Source organism: Pseudomonas sp. AK181, from assembly GCF_051122975.1.
GTDB classification, from domain to species: domain Bacteria; phylum Pseudomonadota; class Gammaproteobacteria; order Pseudomonadales; family Pseudomonadaceae; genus Aquipseudomonas; species Aquipseudomonas lactis.
In genome coordinates this window covers 5,931,206-5,956,267 of record NZ_CP146348.1, presented here as the reverse complement: position 1 = coordinate 5,956,267, position 25,062 = coordinate 5,931,206, and the positions used below count along the sequence as shown (strand labels likewise).

The following is a 25,062-nucleotide window of genomic DNA, read 5'->3' as shown; positions in this document are numbered from 1 at the left end:
GTCAACGATAACGCGTGTATCCAGGATGCCCGCGTTGCGCTTGAGGCCTTCGCGAGCAAGCTCGCTCCTACAGAGGAGGGGGGGCAGCTTAGTAGCTGCTCTCGGGCAAGCTCGCAATAATCGACCGATAGCTGTTCATCCGCTGCTGCTGCACGCGCCCATCTTCCAGTGCCTTGAGCAGCGCACAACCCGGCTCGCGGTCGTGTTTGCAATCACGGAAGCGGCAGGTGCCGATCAGGTCGTTGAACTCGATGAAGCCCGCTTCCACATCGCTGCGGCTGACGTGGCCCAAGCCAAATTCACGAATACCGGGGGAGTCGATCAACTCGCCGCCGCCCGGGAAGTGGAACAACCGCGCGGTGGTGGTGGTGTGGGTGCCCTGGCCGGACAGTTCCGACAGCGGGCCCACGCGGGTTTCGACTTCCGGCAACAGGCTGTTGACCAGCGACGACTTGCCCACGCCAGACTGGCCGACGAACACGCTGATCCGCCCGTCCAACTGCTGTTGCAGCTGTTCCATGCCGTTGCCGTGGTGAGCCGACACTTCCAGCACCGGGTAGCCCAGGGTGCGGTAGACCGCCAGCAACGCATTGAGCGCCGGGGCGTTCTGCTCGTCGATCAGGTCGAATTTGTTCAGCAGCAGCAACGGGCGGATACCGGCATGCTCAGCCGCGACCAGGTAACGGTCGATCAGGTTGGCATGGGGCTCGGGCAGCGGCGCGAACACGATCACGATCATGTCGACGTTGGCCGCCACCGGCTTGAGCTGCCCACGGCTGTCGGGGCGGCGCAGTTCGGTGCTGCGCGGCAACTGGGCGACGATGACGCCGATGCCCTGGTTGCCGGCACGCCACACCACCTTGTCGCCGGTGACCAGCGCAGGCAGGTTGGCGCGCAAGTGGCAACGGAACACCTGGCCCGCGAGTTCGCCTTCGAGTGCCTCGACTTCGACCTGCACACCAAAGTGCGCGATCACCAGGCCCGTTTGTTCGGGGCCCAGGTCGCCGCCCTCGAGCGCTTCCACGGCGGAGGATTCACGTTTGGCGGCGCGGGCGGCGCGTTCACCTTGAATCTTTTCGATGCGCCAGTTTTGGCGACGGTTGAGCTGGCGTTTGGCCATTGGTGTTCCGTGTCGATAATACAAAAGTTGGGTAAAACGGTCGCGAGTCTAGCACGCCCCCGCCTGCTAAACTGCCCGGCTACGCCAAGGTGCCAAGAGAATCAAGCCATGCAAAACCCACAGAACCTGATTTGGATCGATCTGGAAATGACCGGTCTGAACCCCGACACCGACGTCATCATCGAGATGGCGACCATTGTCACCGACAGCAACCTCAACACGTTGGCCGAAGGCCCGGTGATCGCCATCCACCACAGCGACGCCGTACTCGCCACCATGGACGAGTGGAACACCCGCACCCACGGTAACTCCGGGCTGACCCAGCGCGTGCGCGATAGCCGCGTCAGCATGGCCGAAGCCGAGGCCGAAACCATCGCCTTTCTGGAAAAGTGGGTGCCCAAGGGCAAGTCGCCGATCTGCGGCAATAGCATCTGCCAGGATCGTCGCTTCCTTTGTACGCACATGAAGGGGCTGGAAAGCTACTTCCACTACCGCAACCTCGACGTGTCGACCTTGAAGGAACTGGCTGCGCGCTGGGCGCCGGAAGTCAAAGACAGCTTCCATAAAGGCAGTACGCACCTGGCGCTGGATGATATTCGCGAGTCGATTGCCGAGTTGCAGCATTACCGCAAGCATTTCATCAAGGCTTGATTCTGCGGCGGCATTGGAGGCGCCATCGCAGGCAAGCCAGCTCCCACATTTGACTGCATTCGCAAATCAAAGTGTGGGAGCTGGCTTGCCTGCGATGCAGGCGGCGCGGTTTATCGCTAAGTGCCCCCTTTTGGTGCCCTCGGCAAATGATTAGACTGCCGGCCTCTCTGTCAGGATCGCCATCATGTTGCTGATGCTCTACCTCGTCGCCATCACCGCCGAAGCCATGACTGGCGCCCTGTCCGCGGGTCGGCGTGGCATGGACTGGTTTGGCGTGGTGTTGATCGCTTGCGTGACGGCCTTGGGCGGCGGTTCGGTGCGCGATGTGTTGCTCGGCCACTACCCGCTGACCTGGGTCAAGCACCCGGAGTACCTGGTGCTGACCTCTGTTGCGGCGTTGGTGACGATCTTTATCGCGCCCTTGATGCGCCACCTGCGCTCGCTGTTCCTGGCGCTGGATGCGGTGGGGCTGGTGGCCTTCACCCTGATCGGCTGCATGACCGCCCTGGAAATGGGCCATGGCATGTTGGTGGCGTCGGTCAGCGGCGTCATCACCGGGGTATTCGGCGGTATCCTGCGGGATATCTTCTGTAACGACATCCCGCTGATCTTCCGTCGCGAGCTATATGCCAGCGTGTCTTTCCTGGCGGCGTGGTTCTACTTGCTGTGTCTGTACCTGGAGTTGCCCAGCGAGCAAGCGATTCTATTGACGCTGTTCAGTGGCTTCCTGTTGCGCCTGCTAGCGATCCGTTTTCACTGGGAAATGCCCAAGTTCGTCTACAACGACGACGTTCACTAGCGCGCAGCGTGTTGCTCCAGCGCCCATTCCACGTGTTCGCGCACCAACTCAGACGGGTAGTCCCGCCGCGCCTTCAAGGCTTCCAACACCGGAATGCTAGACGGCGCATTGCCCAGGCCCACCGCCAGGTTGCGTAACCAGCGCTCGTAACCGGCGCGGCGCAGGGGCGAGCCCTCGGTGCTGCTGAGGAATTTATCCTCGTCCCACATAAACAATTCGGCCAGTTCCGCGTTATCCAGATTGTGCCGTGGCGTGAAATCGCTTTCGGCGGTGGGTCGGGCGAAACGATTCCACGGGCAAACGATCTGACAGTCATCGCAGCCAAATACCCGGTTGCCGATCAATGGGCGCAGGTCTTCGGGGATGGCGCTCTTGAGTTCGATGGTCAGGTAGGAAATGCAACGTCGCGCGTCCAGCACGTAAGGACCGACGAAGGCGTTGGTGGGGCAGATGTCCAGGCACGCCGTGCAGCGGCCACAGTGCTCGGTGGCGTGGGGTGGGTCTACCGGCAATGGTAAATCGACAAACAGTTCGCTCAAGAAGAAGTAACTGCCGGCCTTGCGGTTGAGGACCAGGGTGTTTTTACCGATCCAGCCCAGGCCCGCTTGTTCGGCGATGGCTTTTTCCAGAACGGGCGCGCTGTCGACAAAGGCGCGAAAGCCAAACGGCCCGATCTGCGCCTGGATACGGTCGGCCAATTGCTGCACGCGCTTGCGGATCAGCTTGTGGTAATCGCGGCCCAGGGCGTAGCGCGAGATGTAGGCTTTTTCTGGCTGGGCCAGCAATTGCGCCATTTGGGTATCGCCGGGCAGGTAGTCCATGCGCAGTGACACCACGCGCAAGGTACCGGGCACCAGCTCGTCCGGGTGCGAGCGTTTGCTGCCGTGGGCGCCCATGTATTCCATTTCGCCGTGGTAGCCCGCGTCGAGCCAGCGTTGCAGGTGCTGTTCATGCTCAGCCAGGTCGAGGCCGCTGATGCCGACTTGTTGAAAGCCCAGCTCGCGGCCCCAGTCTTTGATCGATTGGGCGAGGGCGGGCAGATCGGAGGTAATAGCAGGCATGAGACACGGGAAACCACAGGTTAGATGCGTATAATTCTGCCAGACATCGGAGCTTGAAGACGCATGCCTCAGACAAAACACCCAATTACCGACGTTCAGCTGTTGTTGCCCGGCCATTTGCCGCAACTGGCTGCGCGTTCTCCGGACGCCCATAAGGGCCAATTCGGCCACCTGCTGGTCATCGGTGGTGACCGTGGCGTTGGCGGCGCGGCGCTGTTGAGCAGCGAAAGTGCCCTGCGCAGCGGCGCCGGCATGGTCTCGCTGGCGACGCGGCCGGAACATGTGCCGGCCGCTCTGGCTCGGCTGCCGGAGGTCATGGCCGTTGGCGTGAGCTCGGCCAACCAGTTGATGGGCCTGCTGGAAAAAATCTCAGTGATCGTCATTGGCCCAGGCCTGGGCGATGCCGCCTGGGGCAAGAGCCTGTTGTCGGTCGCGGCCAATGCCAGCCTGCCGCAGGTGTGGGATGCCGACGCGCTCAACCAACTGGCCACTGGCAGCGTCGAGCTGCCGGCCAATTGTGTGATTACCCCTCATCCGGGCGAAGCTGCGCGTTTGTTGGGGCTATCGACAGCCGAGGTTCAGGCAGATCGCCTTAAGGTGGCGCGCGCGTTGAGTCAGAAATTCAATGCAGTGGCTATCCTCAAGGGTGCTGGCAGTTTGATTGCCAGCCCGGATGGGCGCGTGTCGCGGTGTGATCAAGGCCACCCGGCGATGGCAACAGCGGGGCTCGGCGATGTGCTGGCCGGCCTGGTCGGCGCACTATTGGCTCAGGGTATGCCCGCGTACGAAGCGAGCTGCCTGGCCGTGTGGTTGCACGCGACCGCCGGAGACCGCCAGGGCAGTTTTGGTCGCGGCTTGGCTGCCAGCGACCTGATCCCCGCCATTCGTCAATTGCTGGAGGAGCAGTCGCCGTGCCTGAAGTAGTTCTTTTTTTGGCAGATGAAGAGGCCATGGTCACGTTGGGCCAGCGTATTTCGCAGGTCACGGAAGGGGCCGGGTTGATCTTTCTAGAAGGCGACCTGGGTGCAGGTAAAACCACACTGTCCCGGGGGATTATTCGCGGCCTGGGCCATACCGGCGCGGTAAAAAGCCCGACCTTCACGTTGGTCGAGCCCTACGAGATCGGGGAGGTGCGCGCCTTCCATTTCGACCTCTATCGCCTGGTCGATCCGGAAGAGCTGGAGTTCATGGGCATCCGTGATTACTTCGACGAGGATGCGTTATGCCTGATCGAGTGGCCAAATAAAGGCACAGGCTTTTTGCCAAAGCCGGACCTGACCATTACCATTACGCCGCATGAGCACGGACGTCAGCTGAAGTTGTTGCCCCAGAGCCCACGCGCTGAGTCGTGGTGTGCTGCTCTGGCATTGGAATTCAAATAATTGGTGGGGTTAGGTATGCGCTTTCGCGCGTTGGTTGCTGTCGTGGGGGTGTTGCTTGCGGCAATGACTGTCAATGCTCTGGCTGCTTCACAGGTGAAAAGTGTTCGCCTGTGGCGAGCGCCGGATAACACGCGACTGGTGTTCGACCTGTCTGGCCCGGTCCAGCACAGCGTCTTTACCTTGACGGCGCCTGATCGCCTGGTGATCGACATCAACGGTGCCAGCCTGGCCGCGCCGCTGAAAGTCTCCACCGCCAACACACCCATTACCGCCATGCGCTCGGCCCAACGTACGCCGACCGACCTGCGTGTGGTCATCGACCTGAAAAAGGCCGTGACCCCCAAAAGCTTTTCTCTGGCCCCCAATGCCCAGTACGGCAACCGCCTGGTGGTCGACCTGTTCGACAACCCCGCCGACGCCGCACCGCCGCCTGCGCCAACGCCGAGCGTGGCGACGGTGCCTGCGGTGCCGGTCAACCCTTCGCAGCCCCAGGTCAAGCTGCCACCGCCGCCGCCTGCACCGGCCGGCAAGCGCGACATCATCGTGGTGATCGACGCCGGCCACGGTGGCGAAGACCCGGGGGCTTCCGGCTCTCGCGGCCAGCATGAGAAAGACGTGGTGCTCGCCATCGCCCGTGAACTGCAGCGCCAGGTCAACGGCATGAAAGGCTACCGCGCCGAACTGACCCGCACCGGTGACTACTTCATTCCGTTGCGTGGTCGTACTGAAATCGCCCGTAAGAAGGGCGCCGACCTGTTCGTATCCATTCACGCCGATGCCGCGCCTTCAACCGCTGCCTTTGGCGCCTCGGTATTTGCTCTGTCGGATCGCGGCGCTACCTCCGAGACCGCGCGCTGGCTGGCCGACAGTGAAAACCGTTCCGACTTGATCGGTGGCGCCGGCAACGTGTCCCTTGATGACAAGGACAAGATGCTCGCAGGCGTACTGCTCGACCTGTCGATGACCGCCTCGCTGACCTCCAGCCTCAACGTGGGCCAGAAAGTCCTGAGCAATATCGGCCGTGTGACCTCGCTGCATAAACAGCGCGTGGAACAAGCCGGGTTCATGGTGTTGAAGTCGCCGGATATCCCGTCGATCCTGGTGGAAACCGGGTTTATCTCCAACGCCAACGAAGCGTCGAAACTGGCCAGCGCCAGCCACCAGCAAGCGCTGGCGCGCTCGATCAGCGCCGGCGTGCGCCAGTTCTTCCAGCAGAACCCGCCGCCGGGCACCTATATCGCCTGGCTGCGCGACTCCGGCAAAATCGCCCAGGGCCCGCGTGACCATCGTGTGCAACCCGGTGATACCGTTGCCATGCTGGCGGTACGTTTCCAGGTCACGCCTGCAGCCTTGCGCAGCGCCAATAACCTGAAGACCGATGAGTTGAAGATCGGCCAGGTGTTGACCATCCCCGGCACTTCATTGGCGGCGCAGTGATGAGCGAATCCACCTTGAACAGCGGCTCGCGCATTGAATTGCTCAGCCCGCGCCTTGCCAACCAGATCGCCGCGGGTGAGGTGGTTGAGCGCCCGGCGTCGGTGATCAAGGAATTGCTGGAAAACAGCATCGACTCCGGTGCCAAACGCATCGATGTCGATGTGGAGCAGGGCGGCGTCAAGCTGCTGCGGGTACGTGACGATGGCAGCGGCATCTCTTCGGATGACCTGCCTCTGGCCCTGGCGCGTCACGCCACCAGCAAGATCCGCGACCTGGAAGACCTGGAGCGGGTCATGAGCCTGGGCTTTCGTGGCGAGGCCCTGGCCTCCATCAGCTCCGTGGCCCGGCTGACCCTGACTTCCCGCACCCGCGGCGCCGAGCAGGCCTGGCAAGTGGAAACCGAAGGCCGCGACATGGCGCCTCGGGTCCAGCCGGCGGCGCATCCGGTGGGCACCTCGGTGGAAGTGCGCGACCTGTTCTTCAATACCCCGGCGCGGCGCAAGTTCCTCAAGGCCGAAAAAACCGAATTCGATCACCTGCAAGAAGTCATCAAGCGCCTGGCCTTGGCGCGTTTCGATGTGGCCTTTCACCTGCGCCACAATGGCAAGACCATCCTCAGCCTGCACGAAGCCAACGACGACGCCGCGCGTGCTCGGCGGGTGGCGGCGGTGTGTGGCAGCGGTTTCCTGGAGCAGGCGCTGCCGATTGAGATCGAGCGCAATGGCCTGAGGTTGTGGGGCTGGGTCGGGTTGCCGACGTTCTCCCGCAGCCAGGCCGATTTGCAGTATTTCTTTGTGAACGGCCGTGCGGTACGCGACAAGCTGGTGGCCCACGCGGTACGCCAGGCTTATCGCGATGTGCTGTTCAACGGGCGCCACCCCACCTTTGTGCTGTTCTTTGAGGTTGACCCTTCGGTGGTCGACGTCAACGTGCACCCGACCAAGCACGAAGTGCGCTTCCGTGACGGGCGCATGGTGCATGACTTCCTCTACGGCACGCTGCACCGCGCCCTGGGCGACGTGCGTCCGGATGATCAACTGTCCGCGCCGATCGTCACAGCGGTGGTGCGGCCGAGCGGTCCGGAAGCCGGCGAGTTCGGCCCCCAAGGCGAGATGAGCCTGGCCGCCAACCTGCTGCAATCGCCACAGGCGCAGCCAGCCTACACCGCGCCAAACTCGGGTGCCGGTGCGGGTTATCAGTATCAATACACACCGCGCCCGCAATCGACGGTGCCGGTGGCCGAGGCCCAGGCGGCGTACCGTGAGTTTTTCGCGCCGCTACCGGGTGCCGAGCCGGGCGCTGCTGTGGCGTTGCCCGAGGGCGGCGGTGATATTCCGCCGCTGGGCTATGCCTTGGCGCAGCTCAAAGGCATTTATATCCTCGCCGAAAACGCCCATGGCCTGGTGCTGGTGGACATGCACGCGGCCCATGAGCGGATCATGTACGAGCGTCTGAAGATCGCCATGGCCAGCGAAGGCCTCAGCGGCCAGCCGCTGCTGGTGCCTGAATCCCTGGCGGTGAGTCAGCGTGAAGCCGACTGCGCAGAAGAACATCACAGTGTGTTCCAGAAGCTGGGCTTCGAACTGCAACGCCTGGGCCCGGAAACCCTGGCGATCCGCCAGATTCCCGCGCTGCTCAAGCAGGCCGAGGCCAACCGCCTGGTGGCCGACGTGCTGGCAGACCTGATGGAGTACGGCACCAGTGACCGTATCCAGGCGCATATCAACGAATTGCTTGGCACCATGGCCTGCCACGGCGCCATCCGCGCCAACCGCCGCCTGGCCCTGCCGGAAATGAATGGCCTGCTGCGCGATATGGAAAACACCGAGCGCAGCGGCCAATGCAACCATGGCCGACCGACCTGGACCCAGATGGGCCTGGACGATCTGGACAAACTGTTTTTGCGCGGCCGTTGATGAGTGCCTTGCCCCCCGCCATTTTCCTGATGGGCCCCACGGCCGCCGGCAAGACCGACCTGGCCATCGAGCTGACCAAGGTGCTGCCTTGCGAGCTGATCAGTGTCGACTCTGCCCTGGTTTACCGGGACATGGATATCGGTACGGCCAAGCCTTCGAAGGCGCTGTTGGCCCAATATTCGCACCAGTTGATCGACATCATCGACCCGGCGCAGAGCTATTCGGCGGCGGATTTTCGCACCGACGCCCTGGCAGCCATGGCCGAGATCACCGCACGGGGCAATATTCCGCTGCTGGTGGGCGGCACCATGCTCTACTACAAGGCGTTGCAGGAAGGCCTGGCCGATATGCCGCCTGCCGATGCCCAGGTGCGTGCAGAGCTGGAAGAAGAGGCTGCGCGCCTTGGCTGGCAAGCCCTGCACGACCAGTTGGCGGCGGTAGACCCGGTGTCTGCGGCACGCATTCACCCCAATGACCCCCAGCGGCTCACCCGCGCCCTGGAAGTCTGGCGCGTCAGTGGCCGGACCATGACTGAACATCGGCTGAAACAAAGTGCGCAAAGTGCTGATGCAGGCGCATCTGGACAGTCACAATTGCCCTATACTGTGGCGAATCTGGCCATCGCTCCGGCAAACCGCCAGGTGTTGCATGAACGAATTGCACAAAGATTCACACTAATGTTGGAACAGGGGTTTGTGGACGAGGTCGTAGCATTGCGTTCAAGAGGTGACCTGCATGCAGGGCTGCCTTCGATACGTGCTGTAGGCTACCGCCAAGTCTGGGATCATCTGGATGGCAAGCTGACGTCAGCCGAAATGCAGGAGCGCGGCATCATTGCCACGCGCCAATTGGCGAAGCGCCAGTTCACCTGGCTGCGCAGCTGGAGCGATTTGCACTGGTTGGACAGCCTGGACAGCGACAATCTGTCACGCGCCTTGAAATACTTGGGAACGGTCTCCATATTGAGCTGAGTCCTTGCAATTGCCGTCTATCCTTGGGGGTGTGACGGCCATAAGCTATCTATTTTCCGATTTTTTATTATTGATCCTTAAAGGAGTGCGGCACATGTCAAAAGGGCATTCGCTACAAGACCCTTACTTGAATACTTTACGTAAAGAGAAAGTTGGGGTTTCCATCTATCTGGTCAACGGCATCAAACTGCAAGGTACGATCGAGTCGTTCGACCAATTCGTTATCCTGCTGAAAAACACCGTCAGCCAGATGGTTTACAAGCACGCTATCTCGACAGTCGTTCCAGTTCGTCCAATCCGTCTGCCTAGCGCAGCAGGTGATGAACAGGGTGACGCTGAGCCAGGTAACGCCTGATAGGAGTCTCCTTTGTTCTTTGAGCGCCACGGTGGTGGTGAGCGAGTAATCCTCGTTCACTTGGATGGACAGGACCCTGAGGCGCGCGAAGATCCGCAGGAGTTTCAGGAGTTGGCAAATTCGGCCGGCGCCGAGACCGTTGCGTTTTTTAACGTACCGCGTCATCGGCCAACCGCCAAATACCTGATTGGCAGCGGCAAGGTCGAGGAACTGCGCGACCTGGTTCATGCCGAAGAAGCCGATCTGGTGATCTTCAATCACACCCTCACGCCCAGTCAGGAACGTAACCTCGAACGTGTTTTCGAGTGTCGCGTGATCGACCGTACCGGTCTGATTCTCGATATTTTCGCCCAACGCGCCCGCACCCATGAAGGCAAGCTCCAGGTTGAACTGGCCCAGCTTGACCACATGAGCACGCGCCTGGTCCGCGGCTGGACTCACCTTGAGCGTCAGGGTGGCGGTATCGGCATGCGTGGCCCGGGTGAAACCCAGTTGGAAACCGACCGGCGTCTGCTGCGGGTTCGCCTGCGCCAGATCAAGGGCCGCCTGGAAAAAGTACGCAGCCAGCGCGAACAGTCGCGACGTGGCCGTTCCCGTGCGGATATCCCGACGGTGTCGTTGGTGGGCTACACCAACGCCGGTAAATCCACGCTGTTCAATAACGTGACCAAGTCGGATGTGTACGCGGCCGACCAACTGTTCGCCACCCTCGACCCGACCCTGCGCCGTCTGGACATCGACGACCTGGGGCCGATTGTGCTGGCCGATACCGTGGGTTTCATTCGTCACTTGCCCCACAAGCTGGTGGAGGCATTTCGGTCTACGCTCGAAGAGTCGAGCAATTCCGACCTGCTCTTGCACGTGATCGATGCGGCCGAACCGGATCGCATGTTGCAGATTGAACAGGTGATGGTGGTGCTGGGCGAGATTGGTGCCCAGGACTTGCCGATCCTCGAGGTCTATAACAAACTCGATTTGCTTGAAGGCGTTGAGCCACAGATCCAGCGCGACGAGAACGGCAAGCCCCAGCGGGTCTGGCTGTCGGCGCGTGACGGCAGTGGCTTGGAGCTGCTGGAACAAGCCATTGCCGAATTGCTCGGCAGCGATTTGTTCGTCGGCACCTTGCGCTTGCCGCAGCGTTTTGCTCGACTGCGTGCACAGTTTTTCGAGCTGGGCGCGGTACAGAAAGAAGAACACGACGAAGAAGGTGTCAGCTTGCTGGCTGTTCGATTGCCACGCTCGGAACTCAATCGGCTGGTCAGCCGAGAGGGTGTTGTACCGGCAGAGTTCATCGAACAACACACTTTGCAATAAAAGCCTGAGAAAGCGGTTGTGCCGCAGTAGCAGGCATTCTGTAGCATTGGTCGGCGCGCCGTGGGTGCGTCTTTGCTTTATCAGATGGAGAGCGCTATGGCTTGGAATGAGCCGGGTGGCAACTCGAATAATCAGGATCCTTGGGGTGGTAAGCGCCGCAATAATGGCGACCGCAAGGGGCCACCGGATCTCGACGAGGCCTTCCGAAAGCTGCAGGAAAGCCTGAATGGGTTGTTCGGTGGTGGGAAAAAACGTGGTGGTGACGACGGCGGTCGCACAAGCAAGGGCGGTGGCTACGGCCTGCTGGGCCTGGGTCTTGTCGTGCTGGCGGCCGTATGGCTCTACAGCGCCGTGTACGTGGTGGACGAGCAGGAGCAAGCTGTGGTGCTGCGCTTCGGCAAGTACTACGAGACTGTCGGCCCGGGCCTGAATATCTATTTCCCGCCGATCGACAAGAAGTACATGGAGAACGTGACGCGTGAGCGTGCGTACACCAAGCAGGGCCAGATGCTGACCGAAGACGAGAACATCGTCGAAGTGCCGCTGACCGTGCAGTACAAGATCAGCAACCTGCAAGACTTCGTGCTGAACGTTGATCAGCCGGAAATCAGCCTGCAACACGCAACCGAAAGTGCCCTGCGCCACGTGGTGGGTTCCACCGCCATGGACCAGGTGCTCACCGAAGGTCGTGAGTTGATGGCCAGCGAAATCAAGGAGCGTCTGCAGCGCTTCCTCGACACTTACCGTACCGGTATCACCGTTACCCAGGTGAACGTACAGAGCGCAGCGGCACCGCGTGAAGTGCAGGAAGCCTTTGACGACGTGATCCGTGCCCGTGAAGACGAGCAGCGTTCGCGCAACCAGGCTGAAACCTATGCCAACGGCGTTGTGCCGGAAGCCCGTGGTCAGGCCCAGCGCATCCTTGAAGATGCCAACGGTTACCGCGACGAAGTGGTCTCCCGCGCCAAGGGTGAGGCAGATCGTTTCACCAAGCTGGTTGCCGAGTATCGCAAGGCACCTGAAGTGACCCGCGAGCGTCTGTACCTGGACACCATGCAGGAAGTCTTCAGCAACACCAGCAAGGTTCTCGTGACCGGCAGCAAAGGTGGGCAGAACAACCTGCTGTACCTGCCGCTGGACAAGATGATCGAAGGTGGTCGTAGCGGCACTGGCGCACCGTCCACCGGTTCGAATGCCGCTGCCAACGAAGCGAGCGCCCGTGCGGCCGCTGACTTGCTGCAACAGCAAACACGTACCAGGGAGAGCCGTTGATGAGCAATAAATCGCTGACCGCCCTGATTGTGGGCGTCGTCGTGGTCATCGCTGCCTGGAACTGCTTCTACATCGTCGCTCAGACCGAGCGTGCGGTGCTGCTGCAATTCGGTCGCGTGGTCCAGGCGGATGTCCAGCCGGGCCTGCATGTGAAAGTCCCCTACGTCAACCAGGTGCGCAAGTTCGACGCCCGCCTGATGACCCTGGATGCACCGACACAGCGCTTCCTGACCCTGGAAAAGAAAGCCGTGATGGTTGACGCCTACGCCAAGTGGCGCGTCAAGGATGCCGAGCGCTTCTACACCGCGACTTCCGGCCTCAAGCAGATTGCCGACGAGCGTTTGTCCCGTCGTCTGGAATCGGGCCTGCGTGACCAGTTTGGTAAGCGCACCCTGCACGAGGTGGTATCCGGTGAACGTGATGCGCTGATGGCTGACATCACCCGTTCGCTGAACACCATGGCGGAAAAAGAGCTGGGTATTGAAGTGGTCGACGTTCGCGTCAAGGCCATTGACCTGCCCAAGGAAGTGAATCGCAGCGTGTTCGAGCGTATGAGCACCGAGCGTGAGCGTGAGGCTCGTGAGCACCGCGCCAAGGGTAACGAGTTGGCTGAAGGTATCCGTGCCGATGCCGACCGTCAGCGTCGTGTACTGCTGGCAGAAGCCTACCGCGAGTCTGAAGAGGCGCGTGGTGATGGCGATGCTCAAGCTGCGGCGATCTACGCCAAGGCCTACGGCCAGGACCAGGAGTTCTACGCGTTCTACCGTAGCCTGCGCGCCTACCGCGAAAGCTTCGCGAACAAAACCGACGTACTGGTGCTGGACCCAAGCAGCGACTTCTTCCGCTACCTGGAAAAGTCCAAGTAACCAGCCCGTGATTCTGTAAGGTGCACTCCGTCGGGCGGCTAAAATGCCTGGCGGGGTGATCCTTTCAGAAAACGGGTGTATGATGCGGCAGCCGGGAAATTCCCGGCTTTTTTGCGTCTGCATGTTTGATTCGGCAGGCGTGACAGGTTTTTCGAGGAAAGTGCCCGACGAGGCCGTTTGCAGGCCGTTCGTCACGTCGCTCTTGCGCGTGGTTTATGCAAGGGGCGGGTATTTTCTGCTTCACTCAAGGCTCGGCCGAGGGCTGGCCGCCCGGATCAAAGGGGAATGGCGTAATGGCAACGGTAGACCGCTGGCTGCTGCCAGATGGCATCGAAGAAGTACTGCCACCAGAAGCTGCGCGCATTGAAGTAGCGCGTCGCCAGGTGTTGGATCTGTTCCAGAGCTGGGGTTACGAGTTTGTCGTGACTCCCCATATCGAGTACCTGGAATCCCTGCTGACCGGCGCGGGCCAGGACCTGGATCTGCGCACCTTCAAGGTCATCGACCCGCAATCGGGCCGGCAAATGGGGTTCCGTGCCGACATCACGCCGCAAGTGGCGCGCATCGATGCGCACACCCTGCGTCGCGAAGGCCCGAGCCGCCTGTGCTATGCCGGCAGCGTACTGCATGCCCAGCCACGTGCGTTGTCGTCTTCCCGTAGCCCGATCCAGTTGGGCGCCGAGTTGTACGGCGATGCCAGCCCGAGCAGCGATGTTGAAGTGATCAGCCTGATGCTGGCCATGCTGCAACTGGCGGATGTGCCGGATGTGCACATGGACCTGGGCCACGTCGGTATCTACCGTGGCCTGGCGCGCGCTGCCGGGTTGTCCGGTGAAGTGGAGCAACAGTTGTTCGATGCCCTGCAGCGCAAGGCGATCGATGAAGTGATCGCCCTCACCGAAGGTGTGCCTGCTGAGCTGGCTGGCATGCTGCGGGCGCTGGTAGACCTGTGCGGCGGCCGTGAAGTGCTGGTGGCTGCGCGTGAGCGCCTGGCCAATGCGCCGGCACCGGTATTGGCGGCACTGGATGATGTGCTGGCAATTGCCGAGCGCCTGTCGGCGCGGTTCCCGGAGCTGCCGCTGTATTTTGATCTGGGTGAATTGCGCGGCTACCACTACCACACCGGTGTGGTGTTCGCGGTGTTCGTTCCGGGTGTTGGCCAGGCCATCGCCCAAGGTGGTCGCTATGACGATATCGGCGCCGACTTCGGTCGTGCGCGTCCGGCCACTGGTTTTTCCACCGATTTGAAAACCCTGGTGACCCTGGGGCGTGCTGAGGTCGAGCTGCCGTCTGGTGGCATCTGGATGCCCGACAGTACGGACGCAGCGCTCTGGCAGCAGGTTTGCCAGTTACGCCGTGAGGGTCAGCGTGTAGTCCAGGCCTTGCCTGGGCAGCCATTGGCCGCCGCCCGTGAAGCGGACTGCGACCGGCAATTGATTCAGCAGAACGGGCTTTGGCAAGTATCGCCACTGGCTTCTTGAGTTTTCCTGCCGGCCATCGCCGGCACCAAGTTTGCGCGAATGAGGACAAGTGTTATGGGTAAGAATGTCGTAGTCCTGGGCACCCAATGGGGTGATGAGGGCAAAGGCAAGATCGTTGATCTGCTGACCGAACATGCTGCCGCCGTAGTGCGCTACCAAGGTGGCCACAACGCTGGCCACACCCTGGTCATCGATGGCGAAAAAACCGTCTTGCACCTGATCCCGTCGGGTGTCCTGCGCGAAGGCGTGCAGTGCCTGATCGGCAACGGCGTGGTGGTCGCACCTGACGCCCTGCTGCGCGAGATCACTAAGCTGGAAGAAAAAGGCGTACCGGTGCGCGAGCGCCTGCGTATCAGCCCGTCCTGCCCGCTGATCCTGTCCTTCCACGTTGCGCTGGACCAGGCCCGTGAAAAGGCGCGTGGCGAGCTGAAGATCGGCACCACCGGTCGCGGCATCGGCCCGGCCTACGAAGACAAGGTTGCACGTCGTGGCCTGCGTGTGGGCGACCTGCTCAACATGCCGCGCTTTGAAGACAAACTGCGTGAACTGGTGGATTACCACAACTTCATGCTGGTCGGTTACTACAAAGAGCCCGCCATCGAGTTTGAAAAGACCCTAGCCGAGTGCAAGGAATACGCTGAGCTGCTCAAGCCGCTGATGCTGGACGTGACGGCCGAGCTGCACGACCTGCGTCGCGCTGGCAAGGACATCATGTTCGAAGGCGCCCAGGGTTCGTTGCTGGACATCGACCACGGCACCTACCCGTACGTGACCAGCTCCAACACCACCGCTGGCGGCGTTGCCACCGGTTCTGGCGTCGGCCCGATGTTCCTGGACTACATCCTGGGTATCACCAAGGCCTACACCACTCGCGTAGGTTCGGGCCCGTTCCCGACTGAGCTGTTTGACGACGTCGGCGCGCACCTGGCCAAGCAAGGTCACGAATTCGGCGCCACCACTGGCCGTGCTCGTCGTTGCGGCTGGTTCGATGCCGTTATCCTGCGTCGCGCTATCGATGTGAACAGCATCTCGGGCATCTGCCTGACCAAGCTGGACGTACTCGACGGCTTGGAAACCATCAACATCTGCACCGGCTACAAAGATGCTGAAGGTAACGACGTTGCCCCGACCGACGCTGATAGCTACGTGGGCCTGCAGCCTGTGTACGAAGAAGTGCCGGGCTGGACTGAATCGACCGTGGGCGCCAAGACCCTGGAAGAGCTGCCAGCCAACGCTCGTGCTTACATCAAACGCGTCGAAGCGTTGATTGGCGCGCCGATCGACATTATTTCGACGGGCCCGGACCGCAACGAGACCATCGTTCTGCGTCACCCGTTCGCGTAATAAGCTGTTGATGTAACAGACAAAGGGCTCCTTAGGGAGCCCTTTGTCGTTTCTGCCTGGCAAGCGGCACGACCCTTGCTGTGTTTCCCTCTTTCGAGGTGCTATCAAATTAGTGGCACCCGTGGTGGAGGGATTTCCAGTGTCTGCCGTTCTCTCGTTGTTACAAAGCCGTCTGTTGCGGCCGGTGTTCGTTACCCTTGGTATCGCTCTTTTGGTGCAAGTGCTGGTAGCCGTCGCGCTGACGCGGAGCACGGTGACGGCGCTGGAGGCCGATTTGGGCAATCGCCTGGGCATTGATAGCCAGAAGTTGTCTGGCGAACTGGCTCAGGCTGGCAAGGAAGTCACCTCCAGCCTGGACAGCCTGTCCGCCAGCACGCGCCAGCGTCTGACAGCCGGGCTTTCCACGCGCTTGCAGGAAGAGCAAAAGCAGTTGCGTGCGACGTTGGAAAAAGACCTGCAGGACTCCGCCAATGACATGGCGCAACTGCTAGCGTCGGTCGCGCCCCGTGCCATGTGGGACAGTGACGTGCCGACCCTTTCAGAGTTTGCCCGCCGGGCCCAGCGCAACCCCAATGTGCTGTTCGTGGTGTACGACGACGCCGCAGGCGAGCACCTGACCCGATACCTGAACCGCGAAAACCCGATCAACCAGGCCCTGCTGGCAAAGGGTGCGGGGGAGCGTGCCTTGGATAAGGTGCTGGACGCGGCCAAGACAGACCCGTCCGTGTATTACGTCGAAGCCTCTATCAGCCCCAACGGTGTGGAAATCGGCAAGGTGCGCATGGGCGTGTCGACCGCAGCGGTTGAGGCTGACCTGCAAGCCTTGGATAAGCGCTTTGCCGCGCTGATCGCCAGCGGCGACCAACTGGTGGGTGACAGTCTCAAGGGCGCCGCAGCTGACAGTGCCAGCGCCATGGGTGCCCGGCTGCAATCGGCGCAAGCCACTGCCACGCAAATGACGGCCAACACCGCCAGCGCCGTGCAAGACGCGGCGGGCACACTGCGCTGGCGCATCGGCATGGGCCTGGCACTGGTGGGGCTTGGCGTATTGCTGCTGATCGCTATCGTGCTGGGCCGGCGCGTGGTCAATCGCCTGAAGCTGCTGATTGCCGCGATGGATGACCTGGCGGCCGGCGAGGGCGACCTCACCAAGCGCGTGCAGATCAACAGCAAGGATGAAATCGGCGACATGGCCTCGGCGGTCAATCGCTTTGTGGATAAGTTGCAGCCCATCGTGCGCGAGGCGGGTGACGTGGCCCAGCGTACCGGCGTGGAAATCGGCGCCATGACGTTGCGCAATGCCGGCGCCGATGCGGCGGCGGGCTTGCAGCGTGATGAAGTGGCCGAGAGTTTGCGCGCTTTGTCGCAAATGGCCGACGAGGCCCAGGCCGAAAGCAACGCCATGCAGGCGGCCTTGCAGCAGGTGGTGGATATTCGCCAGGCCACGGATGAAAACTCACGAACTTCGGCCGAAGTCGGCAGCTTGATCGAGGCGTTGGCGGGGCAAGTGCAGGCCGGTTCCCAGGTGATCGAACGGCTGGCGCAGCAAAGCGAACAGATTGAAGTGGTGTTGACCGTGATTCACGGCATCGCCGAGCAAACCAACCTGCTCGCCCTCAACGCGGCCATCGAGGCGGCACGGGCTGGCGAGACTGGGCGCGGCTTTGCGGTGGTGGCCGACGAAGTGCGTGCGCTGGCCAGCAAGACTCAAAGCTCCACGGGCGATATCCAGGCGCATATCGTCGCGTTGCAGCAGGGGGCGCGTGAAGCGGTGGAAACCATCGGCAAGGCCGGGCGTCAGGCCAATGACGGGCTGCTGGTGCTGCGCGACAGCGTGCGCTTGCAGCAGACGGTACAGGCTTCGGTGGAGCAGGTGCATGCTGCCATCGGCCTGGCGACGCGTGCGGCTGAGCATCAGGCTCAGGGCGCGCATGCGGTGCGTGGGCGCGTCGAGGTGATCCATGCCCAGGCCGAGCGTGCGGCGCAGGCGGTGGTGGAGACGACGGCCAGTGGCAAGGTGCTGGATGGGTTGGCGGCGCAGTTGAAGGCGAGTTTGGGGCAGTTCAGGGCTTGAGGTTGTCTGGACGGGCCTCATCGCAGGCAAGCCAGCTCCCACATTCAACTGCATTCCAAAGTTGGAGCGCGGTCAACTGTGGGAGCTGGCTTGCCTGCGATAGCTGTTTCAGCGGCTCAAATACATCCGCGTCGTAAGCAGATACACCGGCAACCCCGACACCAGAATCAACAACGCTGCATACGGCGCCGCCGCCGCAAATTCCACATTCGAGGTATGCGCCCAGACGGCCGTCGCCAAGGTATTCAGCCCGGTCGGGCTCAGCAGCAATGTCGCCGTCAATTCCTTCATCGCATCCAGGAACACCAAGGCAAACGCCGCCCCCAGCGCAGGAAAGATAATTGGCAGCGTCACCCGGCAAAACGCACTGAAGGAAGATGCGCCTAACGTGCGCGCCGCCTCTTCCAACTGTGGCGCCGCCTTGTTCAGCGCTGTACGAATCGGCGCCTGCGCCAATGGCAAAAACAGCAGCGCATAAGCAATCAGCAGCAATGCCGAGGTCTGGTACAGCGCCGGCACGTAATGCAGGGCGAAATACACTAGGGTCAGCGCAATCACCAGCCCGGGCAGGGCATGCAGTAAGTACGGCAAGCGTTCGGCCCAGATCGCCAGTTGGCCTTTGTAGCGCACCACCAGCAGCCCAACCGGCACTGCCAGTACCAGGCACAACGCGGCGCCGCCCAGGGAGAGTGCCAGAGATGACAGCAGCGCCTCACCGATCTCGGCCATCGGAAACGCTGCCGACGAGCCGACTGCCAGCCAATACCCGAGCATGCCCAGTGGGATGCCGCTGCCAATGATCGCCAGCGCCAGGCAATACACCTGGCCCAATGACGCCCACTTGCCCAGTCGAACCTGCTCGGCGTGTCGCGCCGCGCCCTGGCCGATGCGCACGTGCCGGCCTTTGCCGCGTACGCGCAGCTCCAGCCATAGCAGGGTCAGGCACATCAGCAGCAGCACTGCCGAGAGCATCGCCGCATTGGCATTGCTGAACTCCAGTTCGAACTGCTGATAGATCGCAGTGGTGAAGGTTTGCAAGCCGATGATCGACAGCGCGCCGAATTCCACCAGCATGTGCAGTGCGATCAATAGTGAGCCGGCCAGCAGCGATGGCCACAGCAGCGGCAAGGTGATGCGAAAGAACACGCCCCAGCGGTTGAGCCCAAGCGTGCGGGCCGATTCTTCCAGGGAGGGGTCAAGATTGCGCAGCGTTGCCGCCACCGGCAGAAACACCAGCGGGTATTTGGACAGGCTCATCACCAGGATCGCGCCGCCGAGCCCCTCAAACTGGGCACTCAGCGACACCCAGGTGAAACTGCTGACAAACGCCGGCACCGCAAACGGCAGGCACAGGATCACGCCCCAGATGCGCCGGCCTGGCAGGTTGCTGCGCTCCAGTAGCCACGCCAAGGACAGGCCGATCAAGCCGCAGGCCAGAGTCACGCCGACCATCAGCGCCAGGGTGTTGCGCAGCAGCCCGAACACATAAGGCCGCCACAGTAGATGCACCGCCTCCGTCCAACCCGCTTGCCAGGCTTTGAGCCCGACATAGACGAGCGGCAACAGGCTCAGGCCAACCAGCAACAGCACGGGCAGCAGCAGCCAGATCGACGGGCGTTTGCGACGGGGGGTGAACCCCGCGACGGAGAGCGATGGGTTCATCAGTTCAGGCCAACGTCACGTTCCAGTTCCAGGGCTTCTTCGGCGTTACCCAGGTCTGCGGGGGTGACTTTCGGCGGCTGCAACTCGCTAAATGGCTTGAGGCCACGGTTCGATTCCATGCCCTTGCGCAGCGGGTACTCGGCGGACGTGTTGGTGATCACGCGCTGGCCTTCTTCGCTCGCCATGAATGCCAACAATTGCTGAGCTTCTTTGGGATGTTTGCTGGATTTGAGTGCGGCAGCGGAGGACACGGTGATCAGGCCGCCGGCATCTCCATCGGTGAAGTAGTGCAGCTGGGAATCCAGATTGGTTTTTTCCTTTTTCAGGGCGAACCAGTAGTAGTTGTTCACCAGTACAGTGGCCACTTCGCCGTTTTCCACGGCCTTGAGGGCGACCATATTGTTGCTGTACACCTTGCCGAAGGCGCGCAAGCCGGTCAGCCATTCTTCGGCGGCTTCGCGACCGTGCAGCTTAATGATCGCCACGGCTTGTTCCTGGAACGCGCCGCTGGTGGGGACGAAGCCAACCTTGCCTTGCCACTCGGGGCCGGCGAAATCCAGTACCGACTTGGGCAGGTCTTTTTCAGCAATCAGCTTCGGGTTGAAGGCCACGACGCGGGTGCGTGCGGTCACGCCCATCCAATCGCCGTTTTTGCCCACGTAATCCTTGGGCAGCACATCGAGGGTGCTGGCATCGATTTTTGCCAACAGGCCTTGCTCGCCGAGTTTATTCAGGGGCGGTGATTCTTCGGTGTAGATGACGTCGGCAGGGGAGCGCTCACCTTCTTCGACGACCTGGCTGGCCAGCTGGTTGCTGCTGCCTTTGCGCACGTTGACGTGGATGCCGGTCTTGGCTTCGAAGGCCTTGGCGAGTTCATCGCCGACTTCTTTGTGTTGGCCGTTGTACAGGGTCAGGGAGACCTTGTCGGCAGAATGGGCGGCGGGCGAGAGCAGGGTCAGGCTGAGTAGGGTGAGGGTCAGGCCGCGCAGAAGGGATGTCTTGAGTCGGTTGTCACGGATCATCATCCGAAGGGTTCCTCGCTTATATGCAACAAATCATTGCAAGGATAAACGATAAATCTTCTCAAGTGCGGATGAGGGGGAAATCACTGGGGAAGTTTTCAAACCCCGGAAACGAAAAAACCCGCTTTCGCGGGTTTGATCTGAATTTGGTGCCCAGGAGAAGACTCGAACTTCCACGACCTTGCGATCACCAGCACCTGAAGCTGGCGTGTCTACCAATTTCACCACCTGGGCATTATCTAACAACGTTGCCGCTGTTGATGGGGCGAACTATACGGCGGGGCTTTTGATCTGTAAACCCCTGATTCGAAAAATATAAATCAATTTTTCCGTTAAAAATCAAAGGCCTGAAACGAAAAAACCCGCTTTCGCGGGTTTGATCTGAATTTGGTGCCCAGGAGAAGACTCGAACTTCCACGACCTTGCGATCACCAGCACCTGAAGCTGGCGTGTCTACCAATTTCACCACCTGGGCAGCATCAACAACGTTGCCGTCGTCGATGGCGCGCACTATACGGAGCGATATTTGAGCTGTAAACCCCTGCCATGAAAAAAGCCTGGAAAATTTCGCCAGTGGTCGTGCAAGGTGCGCGCCGGGGGTCGCAAAGGGCTTTTAAACGCTTGTTGATACCTGAAATTTCCCGTTTCAATACGCGTATGCCAAACTAACCCGCATATAGACAAGGTGAAAACTCTCTAATGGCCGATTGGCAGTCCCTCGATCCCGAGGCCGCTCGTGAAGCGGAAAAATATGAAAACCCTATTCCTAGCCGCGAACTGATCCTGGCGCACCTCGCCGATCGTGGTTCGCCTGCTAGCCGCGAGCAGCTGGTTGAAGAATTCGGTCTGACCACCGAAGACCAGCTCGAAGCCCTGCGCCGCCGTCTGCGTGCGATGGAGCGCGATGCTCAGTTGATCTACACCCGTCGTGGCACTTACGCACCGGTCGACAAGCTGGACCTGATCCTGGGTCGCATTGCCGGCCATCGTGATGGCTTCGGCTTCCTGATCCCGGACGACGGCAGCGACGATCTGTTCATGAGCCCGGCGCAAATGCGCCTTGTGTTCGATGGCGACCGTGCCCTGGCGCGGGTTTCTGGCCTGGACCGTCGTGGCCGCCGCGAAGGCGTGATCGTCGAAGTGGTGTCCCGTGCCCACGAGTCCATCGTCGGCCGTTACTTCGAAGAAGGCGGCATCGGCTTCGTTGTGCCGGATAACCCGAAGGTCCAGCAGGAAGTGCTGATCACCCCGGGCCGCAATGGCGCAGCCAAGGTCGGCCAGTTCGTCGAGGTGAAAATCACCCACTGGCCAACGGCGCGCTTCCAGCCCCAGGGCGATATCGTTGAAGTGGTCGGCAACTACATGGCGCCGGGCATGGAAATCGACGTTGCCTTGCGCACCTACGATATCCCTCACGTCTGGCCTGAGGCTGTGCTCAAGGAAGCCGCCAAGCTCAAGCCGGAAGTCGAAGAGAAAGACAAAGAAAAACGCATCGACCTGCGCCATCTGCCGTTCGTCACCATTGACGGCGAAGATGCCCGCGACTTCGACGATGCGGTCTACTGCGAAGCCAAGCCAGGCAAGCTGCGCCTGTTCTCCGGCGGTTGGAAGTTGTACGTGGCGATTGCCGACGTCTCCAGCTACGTGAAGATCGGTTCGGCCCTGGATAACGAAGCCCAGGTGCGCGGCAACTCCGTGTACTTCCCTGAGCGCGTGATCCCGATGCTGCCTGAGCAGTTGTCCAACGGCCTGTGCTCCCTGAACCCGAAAGTCGACCGTTTGGCCATGGTGTGCGAGATGACCATCTCCAAAACCGGCGAAATGACCGACTACCAGTTCTACGAAGCCGTGATCCACTCCCAGGCGCGCCTGACCTACAACAAGGTCAGCACCATCCTGGAAACGCCGAAGACCAGCGAAGCCAAGGCCCTGCGTACCGAATACGCTGGCGTGGTGCCGCACCTCAAGCAGCTGTACTCGCTGTACAAGGTGTTGCTGGGTGCCCGTCATACCCGTGGCGCGATCGATTTCGAAACCCAGGAAACCCGCATTGTCTTCGGCTCCGAGCGCAAGATTGCGGCGATCACCCCGACCACCCGTAACGACGCGCACAAGCTGATCGAGGAATGCATGCTGGCGGCCAACGTGGCCACTGCCGAGTTCCTCAAGAAGCACGAGATTCCTGCGTTGTACCGCGTGCACGACGGCCCGCCGCCGGAGCGCCTGGAAAAACTGCGTGCCTTCCTCGGCGAACTCGGCCTGTCCCTGCACAAAGGCAAGGACGGCCCGACGCCGAAGGATTACCAGGCCCTGCTGGCCAGCATCAAGGACCGTCCGGATTACCACGTGATCCAGACCGTGATGCTGCGCTCGCTGAGCCAGGCGGTGTACAGCGCCGATAACCAGGGCCACTTCGGCCTGAATTACGAGGCGTACACCCACTTCACTTCGCCGATTCGCCGTTACCCGGACTTGCTCACGCACCGGGCGATCCGCAGCGTGATCCATTCCAAGCAGAACACCCCGCACGTCAAGCGCGCCGGTGCCATGACCATTCCGAAAGCACGGATCTATCCGTACGACGAAGCGGCCCTGGAACAGCTGGGCGAGCAGTGCTCCATGAGCGAGCGCCGCGCTGACGAAGCCACCCGCGACGTGGTGAACTGGCTCAAGTGCGAGTTCATGAAGGATCGTGTGGGCGAGTCGTTCCCAGGTGTGATCACCGCCGTGACCGGTTTTGGCCTGTTCGTCGAGCTGACCGACATCTACGTCGAGGGCCTGGTGCATGTCACCGCCTTGCCGGGTGACTACTACCACTTCGATCCTGTGCACCACCGCCTGGCGGGCGAGCGCACCGGCCGCAGCTTCCGCCTGGGCGATACCGTTGAAGTGCAGGTCATGCGTGTCGACCTGGACGAGCGCAAGATCGACTTCGGCATGCCTGACAAACCAGCTGAGCCTGCGGGTCGTAAAAAGCGTGGTGAAACCACAGCGCCTGCGTCCAAAGGCAAAACGGCCGCGGCGAAAACTACTGCCGAGCCTGCACCTGCCAAGGCCGGTCGTCGTTCTTCCGCCAAGGACAAGGCCCCTGAAGCCTACCGCCCAAGCGACGCCGCGGCGAAAAACGCCGAGCTGCGCAAGAGCCGCGAGTTGAAGCAGCAGTTGCTCAACGAAGCCAAAAGCGGTGGTAAAGCGGCGTCTGGGGGAAAGTCCCAAGGGGCGGAAAAACCGTCGAGCAAGCCAAGTAAACATCGTAAAGGCCCGCCAAAAGCGGGTTCGGCTCCCGCAAAAAGCGGCGGGTCGCGCAAACCTAAGGCCAAGTCATGAGTCTGGAAAAAATCTACGGCGTACACGCCGTAGAAGCACTGCTGCGTCACCACCCCAAGCGCGTCAAGCAGGTGTGGTTAGCCGAAGGTCGCAGCGAGCCGCGCGTGCAGGCGCTGGTCGAGTTGGCCACCCAAAACAAGGTTGCCATCGGCCAGGCCGAACGTCGTGAAATGGACGTGTGGGTCGAAGGCGTTCACCAGGGCGTGGTGGCCGACGTCAGCCCGAGCCAGGTGTGGGGCGAAGCGATGCTCGACGAGCTGCTCGACCGTACCGAAGGCGCGCCGTTGCTCTTGGTGCTGGACGGCGTGACCGACCCGCACAACCTCGGTGCTTGCCTGCGTTCGGCGGATGCTGCCGGTGCGCTGGCCGTGATCGTGCCCAAGGACAAGTCCGCGACCCTGACGCCGGTAGTGCGCAAGGTCGCCTGCGGCGCGGCGGAAGTGATTCCGCTGGTGGCCGTGACCAACTTGGCGCGTACCTTGGAGAAGCTCCAGCAGCGCGGCCTGTGGGTCGTGGGCACGGCGGGGGAGGCCGAGGTCAGCATCTATGATCAGGACCTCACCGGCCCGACCATCCTGATCATGGGCGCCGAAGGCAAAGGCATGCGCCGTCTGACCCGTGAGCATTGCGATTACCTGGTGCACCTGCCGATGGCCGGTAGCGTCAGCAGCCTGAACGTTTCGGTGGCGACGGGTGTTTGCCTGTTTGAAGCCCAGCGTCAGCGTGGTGCGAAAGCCAAGGCCAAGCCCAAGAAGTAATCAACATGTGGGGCTTGCCCCAATCCTAATGTAGGAGCGAGCTTGCTCGCGAAAAACGTCAACGATAACGCGGGCTTCCTGAATGAGCGCGGTGTCTGTGAGTTTTTCGCGAGCAAGCTCGCTCCTACATTTGTGTTTGTGGCGCTTGGGGTTGTTCAAATAATCACCAATTGCCTTGCGCCTGTTCTTCCCCTTCTCTACAATTGCGCCCCTTGCCTTCCTGGCAGGCACCGATGTGCCTCCCCTGCGG

Annotated in this window: 19 protein-coding genes, 2 tRNA genes and 2 pseudogenes; 17 read left to right on the top strand and 6 right to left on the bottom strand. The window is 61.3% G+C overall.

What is annotated here, in order from left to right; genetic code table 11:
• Positions 1-88: 88 nt before the first annotated feature.
• A complete protein-coding gene (rsgA, locus tag V8689_RS27205) occupies positions 89-1,120 on the bottom strand; it encodes a small ribosomal subunit biogenesis GTPase RsgA (RefSeq protein ID WP_003188044.1) in 1,032 nt (343 codons plus the stop codon).
• A 108-nt stretch (positions 1,121-1,228) separates the two neighbouring features.
• Here rsgA and orn point away from each other — a divergent pair, with 108 nt between their 5' ends.
• Positions 1,229-1,771 carry an oligoribonuclease gene (gene orn / locus V8689_RS27200; RefSeq protein ID WP_056782749.1) on the top strand — a complete coding sequence of 181 codons (543 nt, stop codon included), beginning with the start codon at positions 1,229-1,231 and terminating at the stop codon, positions 1,769-1,771.
• Positions 1,772-1,952: 181 nt separating this feature from the next.
• A complete protein-coding gene (locus V8689_RS27195) occupies positions 1,953-2,570 on the top strand; it encodes a trimeric intracellular cation channel family protein (protein ID WP_169913170.1) in 618 nt (205 codons plus the stop codon).
• On the opposite strand, the gene queG is transcribed toward V8689_RS27195, so the two are convergent.
• Positions 2,567-3,631 carry a tRNA epoxyqueuosine(34) reductase QueG gene (queG, locus tag V8689_RS27190; RefSeq protein WP_056782750.1) on the bottom strand — a complete coding sequence of 355 codons (1,065 nt, stop codon included), beginning with the start codon at positions 3,629-3,631 and terminating at the stop codon, positions 2,567-2,569. The two genes, V8689_RS27195 and queG, sit on opposite strands and share 4 nt — an antisense overlap.
• Positions 3,632-3,694: 63 nt before the next feature.
• On the opposite strand from queG, the gene V8689_RS27185 reads away from it, so the two are divergent.
• The 13 genes and pseudogenes from V8689_RS27185 to V8689_RS27125 all read left to right on the top strand — a co-directional run.
• On the top strand, positions 3,695-4,555 hold the full coding sequence (locus V8689_RS27185; RefSeq protein ID WP_056782751.1) for an NAD(P)H-hydrate dehydratase: 861 nt from the start codon (positions 3,695-3,697) through the stop codon (positions 4,553-4,555).
• Positions 4,543-5,013, top strand: coding sequence for a tRNA (adenosine(37)-N6)-threonylcarbamoyltransferase complex ATPase subunit type 1 TsaE (gene tsaE, locus V8689_RS27180; protein ID WP_056782752.1), 471 nt, complete (start codon positions 4,543-4,545; stop codon positions 5,011-5,013). The genes V8689_RS27185 and tsaE overlap by 13 nt, the downstream gene beginning before the upstream one ends.
• A 15-nt stretch (positions 5,014-5,028) precedes the next feature.
• Complete coding sequence (locus V8689_RS27175; RefSeq protein WP_003188054.1) at positions 5,029-6,450, top strand: N-acetylmuramoyl-L-alanine amidase; 1,422 nt, start codon at positions 5,029-5,031, stop codon at positions 6,448-6,450.
• Positions 6,450-8,366, top strand: coding sequence for a DNA mismatch repair endonuclease MutL (mutL, locus tag V8689_RS27170; RefSeq protein ID WP_056782753.1), 1,917 nt, complete (start codon positions 6,450-6,452; stop codon positions 8,364-8,366). Before V8689_RS27175 ends, mutL begins: the two co-directional genes overlap by 1 nt.
• Complete coding sequence (gene miaA / locus V8689_RS27165) at positions 8,366-9,337, top strand: tRNA (adenosine(37)-N6)-dimethylallyltransferase MiaA (protein ID WP_434520655.1); 972 nt, start codon at positions 8,366-8,368, stop codon at positions 9,335-9,337. Before mutL ends, miaA begins: the two co-directional genes overlap by 1 nt.
• Before the next feature lie 94 nt (positions 9,338-9,431).
• On the top strand, positions 9,432-9,692 hold the full coding sequence (gene hfq / locus V8689_RS27160; protein WP_003188059.1) for an RNA chaperone Hfq: 261 nt from the start codon (positions 9,432-9,434) through the stop codon (positions 9,690-9,692).
• Between the two features lie 12 nt (positions 9,693-9,704).
• Positions 9,705-11,006 carry a ribosome rescue GTPase HflX gene (gene hflX, locus V8689_RS27155; RefSeq protein WP_003188061.1) on the top strand — a complete coding sequence of 434 codons (1,302 nt, stop codon included), beginning with the start codon at positions 9,705-9,707 and terminating at the stop codon, positions 11,004-11,006.
• A gap of 96 nt (positions 11,007-11,102) precedes the next feature.
• On the top strand, positions 11,103-12,278 hold the full coding sequence (gene hflK / locus V8689_RS27150; RefSeq protein ID WP_032893838.1) for an FtsH protease activity modulator HflK: 1,176 nt from the start codon (positions 11,103-11,105) through the stop codon (positions 12,276-12,278).
• Positions 12,278-13,144 (top strand): protease modulator HflC, encoded by an 867-nt coding sequence (gene hflC, locus V8689_RS27145; RefSeq protein WP_003188064.1) that lies wholly within the window; start codon positions 12,278-12,280, stop codon positions 13,142-13,144. Before hflK ends, hflC begins: the two co-directional genes overlap by 1 nt.
• Positions 13,145-13,437: 293 nt before the next feature.
• Entirely contained in the window at positions 13,438-14,625 is a 1,188-nt protein-coding gene (locus V8689_RS27140) for an ATP phosphoribosyltransferase regulatory subunit (protein WP_003188066.1), read from the top strand.
• 54 nt (positions 14,626-14,679) lie between these two features.
• Positions 14,680-15,969 (top strand): adenylosuccinate synthase, encoded by a 1,290-nt coding sequence (locus V8689_RS27135; RefSeq protein WP_003188067.1) that lies wholly within the window; start codon positions 14,680-14,682, stop codon positions 15,967-15,969.
• A gap of 475 nt (positions 15,970-16,444) precedes the next feature.
• Positions 16,445-17,137, top strand: a pseudogene (locus V8689_RS27130) (methyl-accepting chemotaxis protein); the annotation flags it as partial.
• 390 nt (positions 17,138-17,527) lie between these two features.
• Positions 17,528-18,043: pseudogene (locus V8689_RS27125) on the top strand (methyl-accepting chemotaxis protein); the annotation flags it as partial.
• A 108-nt stretch (positions 18,044-18,151) separates the two neighbouring features.
• On the opposite strand, the gene V8689_RS27120 reads toward V8689_RS27125, so the two are convergent.
• The 4 genes from V8689_RS27120 to V8689_RS27105 all read right to left on the bottom strand — a co-directional run bounded on the left by V8689_RS27120 (position 18,152) and on the right by V8689_RS27105 (position 21,202).
• A complete protein-coding gene (locus V8689_RS27120) occupies positions 18,152-19,705 on the bottom strand; it encodes an ABC transporter permease (protein ID WP_056782756.1) in 1,554 nt (517 codons plus the stop codon).
• Positions 19,705-20,730 carry an extracellular solute-binding protein gene (locus tag V8689_RS27115; protein ID WP_003188071.1) on the bottom strand — a complete coding sequence of 342 codons (1,026 nt, stop codon included), beginning with the start codon at positions 20,728-20,730 and terminating at the stop codon, positions 19,705-19,707. Before V8689_RS27115 ends, V8689_RS27120 begins: the two co-directional genes overlap by 1 nt.
• Before the next feature lie 144 nt (positions 20,731-20,874).
• Positions 20,875-20,961 (bottom strand) — tRNA-Leu (locus V8689_RS27110).
• A gap of 154 nt (positions 20,962-21,115) precedes the next feature.
• Positions 21,116-21,202, bottom strand: a tRNA-Leu gene (locus V8689_RS27105).
• 224 nt (positions 21,203-21,426) lie between these two features.
• Between V8689_RS27105 and rnr the strand changes: the two genes are divergently transcribed.
• Positions 21,427-24,054: a ribonuclease R gene (gene rnr, locus V8689_RS27100; protein ID WP_003188072.1), complete on the top strand. Its 2,628-nt coding sequence runs from the start codon at positions 21,427-21,429 to the stop codon at positions 24,052-24,054.
• A complete protein-coding gene (gene rlmB / locus V8689_RS27095) occupies positions 24,051-24,812 on the top strand; it encodes a 23S rRNA (guanosine(2251)-2'-O)-methyltransferase RlmB (RefSeq protein ID WP_003188074.1) in 762 nt (253 codons plus the stop codon). Before rnr ends, rlmB begins: the two co-directional genes overlap by 4 nt.
• Positions 24,813-25,062: the final 250 nt, after the last annotated feature.

Excerpts from the sequence above, each read along its gene's own strand:
- V8689_RS27115 (WP_003188071.1), bottom strand. The coding sequence starts at position 20,730 with ATGATGATCCGTGACAACCGACTCAAGACATCCCTTCTGCGCGGCCTG.
- V8689_RS27140 (WP_003188066.1), top strand. The coding sequence starts at position 13,438 with ATGGCAACGGTAGACCGCTGGCTGCTGCCAGATGGCATCGAAGAAGTA.
- V8689_RS27120 (WP_056782756.1), bottom strand. The coding sequence starts at position 19,705 with ATGAACCCATCGCTCTCCGTCGCGGGGTTCACCCCCCGTCGCAAACGC.
- rlmB (WP_003188074.1), top strand. The coding sequence starts at position 24,051 with ATGAGTCTGGAAAAAATCTACGGCGTACACGCCGTAGAAGCACTGCTG.
- miaA (WP_434520655.1), top strand. The coding sequence starts at position 8,366 with ATGAGTGCCTTGCCCCCCGCCATTTTCCTGATGGGCCCCACGGCCGCC.
- hflC (WP_003188064.1), top strand. The coding sequence starts at position 12,278 with ATGAGCAATAAATCGCTGACCGCCCTGATTGTGGGCGTCGTCGTGGTC.
- queG (WP_056782750.1), bottom strand. The coding sequence starts at position 3,631 with ATGCCTGCTATTACCTCCGATCTGCCCGCCCTCGCCCAATCGATCAAA.
- mutL (WP_056782753.1), top strand. The coding sequence starts at position 6,450 with ATGAGCGAATCCACCTTGAACAGCGGCTCGCGCATTGAATTGCTCAGC.
- V8689_RS27135 (WP_003188067.1), top strand. The coding sequence starts at position 14,680 with ATGGGTAAGAATGTCGTAGTCCTGGGCACCCAATGGGGTGATGAGGGC.
- rnr (WP_003188072.1), top strand. The coding sequence starts at position 21,427 with ATGGCCGATTGGCAGTCCCTCGATCCCGAGGCCGCTCGTGAAGCGGAA.
- hflK (WP_032893838.1), top strand. The coding sequence starts at position 11,103 with ATGGCTTGGAATGAGCCGGGTGGCAACTCGAATAATCAGGATCCTTGG.
- hfq (WP_003188059.1), top strand. The coding sequence starts at position 9,432 with ATGTCAAAAGGGCATTCGCTACAAGACCCTTACTTGAATACTTTACGT.
- V8689_RS27175 (WP_003188054.1), top strand. The coding sequence starts at position 5,029 with ATGCGCTTTCGCGCGTTGGTTGCTGTCGTGGGGGTGTTGCTTGCGGCA.
- orn (WP_056782749.1), top strand. The coding sequence starts at position 1,229 with ATGCAAAACCCACAGAACCTGATTTGGATCGATCTGGAAATGACCGGT.
- V8689_RS27185 (WP_056782751.1), top strand. The coding sequence starts at position 3,695 with ATGCCTCAGACAAAACACCCAATTACCGACGTTCAGCTGTTGTTGCCC.
- rsgA (WP_003188044.1), bottom strand. The coding sequence starts at position 1,120 with ATGGCCAAACGCCAGCTCAACCGTCGCCAAAACTGGCGCATCGAAAAG.